The following is a 2,480-nucleotide window of genomic DNA, read 5'->3' as shown; positions in this document are numbered from 1 at the left end:
TCTAGCACCCAGAAAAAGTGCTTTCCTTTTTCAAGGAGCGGAGAAACAAGCCAACGAGCTTCCACAGGATGTGGTGACTTCGACGTTCGACACGGGACGTGCCGGTATTTAGTCGAAGTTCCCCTAATGCAGTGTCATTTTTGCCGGACTTTTTGAACATCCTCTTTTATAGAATTTTAAGGTTACGACCAACCAATTAAAGAAGGAGAATGTCCAATATCATGGTAACCTTCCGCATATCGTCAAGTTTATTTTTGCTTTAGTCTTGCAAAACTACAACTAATCATATTTTAACTTGTTCACGTATCATTTTAACGGGCAGAATGACTGTATAATAAATCGATGCGTAACAAATGAAAAGCGTTATCTAAGCTGCTTTTGCCCGCAATGGTTCCGAAGAAATAGACTTCCAATGGGAACGGCGATTTATCTAATTAGATGAAGTATAAAAACTAAATTTTAAGTAACTTGCAGAAGTGAGATAAATAACTTATCTGCAGGTTTTTTTATGGGGAAATACGGTAAATTATTCCTATATTTTAGTGCTAATTCACTCGTTTCCTGTTTCATTTTTGCCACGTCCAAATCCTCATGAAACAACAGTTTGATGGTGTTATAGTTAGATATGTAATGAATTTCCATATTTAATTATTTTAGCAACTATTGTCTTAAAAGAAGCTTTTAGTTAGGAAGAAAAGAGGAGTAGGGATATGAAACAAAAGGTAATAGATCTTGCTTTAAAAAAAGTAGAGCAAATTATTCAGACACGAAGTCATAACATAGAAGCAGATTCCATTCCCGTTTTAAGAGAATTTTTTTCCAAATACGCAGAAAATAATCAGCTTTTTAACCATTTATATCAAGCGTATAAGCAAAAGCTTTCATCTATTGATTTGCACCATGGGCTAGATATCATTACTTATCATTATAGCGGAACGACCCATTCTATAGCGTTTTCTACTAAACAGTTTGACCTACCTGAAGATGTCTTCGTTGAACTTCTGTCCTTTGTTATTGAGATTACTAGAGAAGTTTTGCCGCTTGGAACTGTCGTGGAACTAAATCCAACTTATTTTAAACCAAATGAGCAATCAGAAGAACCAACCAAGGTAGTTATTACTGAACGGTTTATTGCTCCAACCGGGTACAACAGTTATTTTCCTTATGGAGGAATTATTTATCCAATCGGTGAGATGACAAAGGAAGCAAAAGTTTATTTTACGAAACCATTGATTAAACAGATTGTTCATCGTGGGTTTGCGGACAAAACAGAAGATGCGTTTGTTTTTCTCATGAAGGAAGAGTTTATCGTCGATAAAAATCTGAATTCTATCGAGTTTTCACAAGATGACATGAAGAGGGTTGATAAAGATATGAAACAAAAAGAAGGTGAAGGGTAATGGCTTTATACGATTATAATTTCTGTCATGGGTTGGTTAATGGTAAAGGCTGGGAACGTGGGATTGTGCAACAGTTACAAGAGGCACAACAAGCGATAAAGAAAAATTTTGCTGATATGGATTTAGAAAATGCCTCAGTTGGGGAAGAGATGGAAACGGTTGTCAATGAAATGGTAAGTGAATTGGACAGATTAATTGCGGATATTCAATCGGTACATTTTCGTTAGTTTGACAGGAGGTGCCAATAAAAGATGCAAGAACAACGAATTAAACTTGATTTAAATAGTTTAGAAAATACTCTTAATCAGTTACGAAACGGCATTGATGACTTCAAGAATTATTCAACCACATTTCGATCAAGTACACAAGACCGTTTAGCTGGATTCAATTCTGATTTTGTATCCAAGGTGGATGCATTGTTGAATAGTATGAACGATGACGTAAATGAAGACTTGATCAATCGGATGGAAATGATTTATCAAGAAGGTAAAACCATTTTTGATATTATGAAGAAACTTGATGAGGAGGTGGCAGAAGCGATAGGAGGTAATTCGCGATGAAACGGGATCTGAGAATAAATTATGGAATACTTGATGATATTATTGAAGAACTTAACACGTATAAAAATGCGCTACAAACAATGGAAAATTCTCTTGAAGAAATATCCGCTTTAGTAAAAATGAATGAAGGACAAAGTATTGATGCATGGGATGAACATATACGTATTTCGAAGGACGAGATAAAGCGATATCAGGAGCAAGTGGGTGATCTTCACTCGCTGTTTGAAAATTATGTTTCCGATACTACAGCTTATATTTCTCCTCTATCTAGAGACACCATGATGCGAGTGAGCCGGAATAATATTTGGGTTAATTTACAACAAATTAATATCGGATATACTGGTAGTGTAACGAATGCTTTAATCACTAGCCATCAGCCGCCTAATTCTTTCTTATTCGGCCTGTTTGATAAACCGAGTGAAGCTGAAGTAGAAGCAAGTAATTTCAATAAGAAGCAAATGGGGAACATCCAAGAAAATATCCAGCAAACGCAGGGGAAGTTAGCGAACAAAATGGAGGT

3 protein-coding genes and 1 pseudogene are annotated in these 2,480 nt (G+C 35.9%); all 4 read left to right on the top strand.

Annotated features, from left to right (window positions below):
- Positions 1 to 710 precede the first annotated feature (710 nt).
- Positions 711 to 1,400 (top strand): DUF4176 domain-containing protein, encoded by a 690-nt coding sequence (locus ACPYKA_RS10945; protein ID WP_479542328.1) that lies wholly within the window; start codon positions 711 to 713, stop codon positions 1,398 to 1,400.
- Complete coding sequence (locus tag ACPYKA_RS10940; RefSeq protein WP_479542327.1) at positions 1,400 to 1,627, top strand: hypothetical protein; 228 nt, start codon at positions 1,400 to 1,402, stop codon at positions 1,625 to 1,627. The genes ACPYKA_RS10945 and ACPYKA_RS10940 overlap by 1 nt, the downstream gene beginning before the upstream one ends.
- 24 nt (positions 1,628 to 1,651) lie before the next feature.
- Positions 1,652 to 1,960, top strand: a complete 309-nt coding sequence (locus tag ACPYKA_RS10935; protein WP_479542326.1) for a hypothetical protein — start codon at positions 1,652 to 1,654, stop codon at positions 1,958 to 1,960.
- Positions 1,957 to 2,480: pseudogene (locus ACPYKA_RS10930) on the top strand (hypothetical protein); the annotation flags it as partial. The gene ACPYKA_RS10935 and the pseudogene ACPYKA_RS10930, both read left to right, overlap by 4 nt.

It is taken from the genome of Pseudogracilibacillus amylolyticus (SeqCode) (assembly GCF_051918545.1).
Taxonomy (GTDB): domain Bacteria; phylum Bacillota; class Bacilli; order Bacillales; family Amphibacillaceae; genus Pseudogracilibacillus.
The sequence above is the reverse complement of the archived record's forward strand: the minus strand, read 5'-3'. Positions and strand labels throughout refer to the sequence as shown.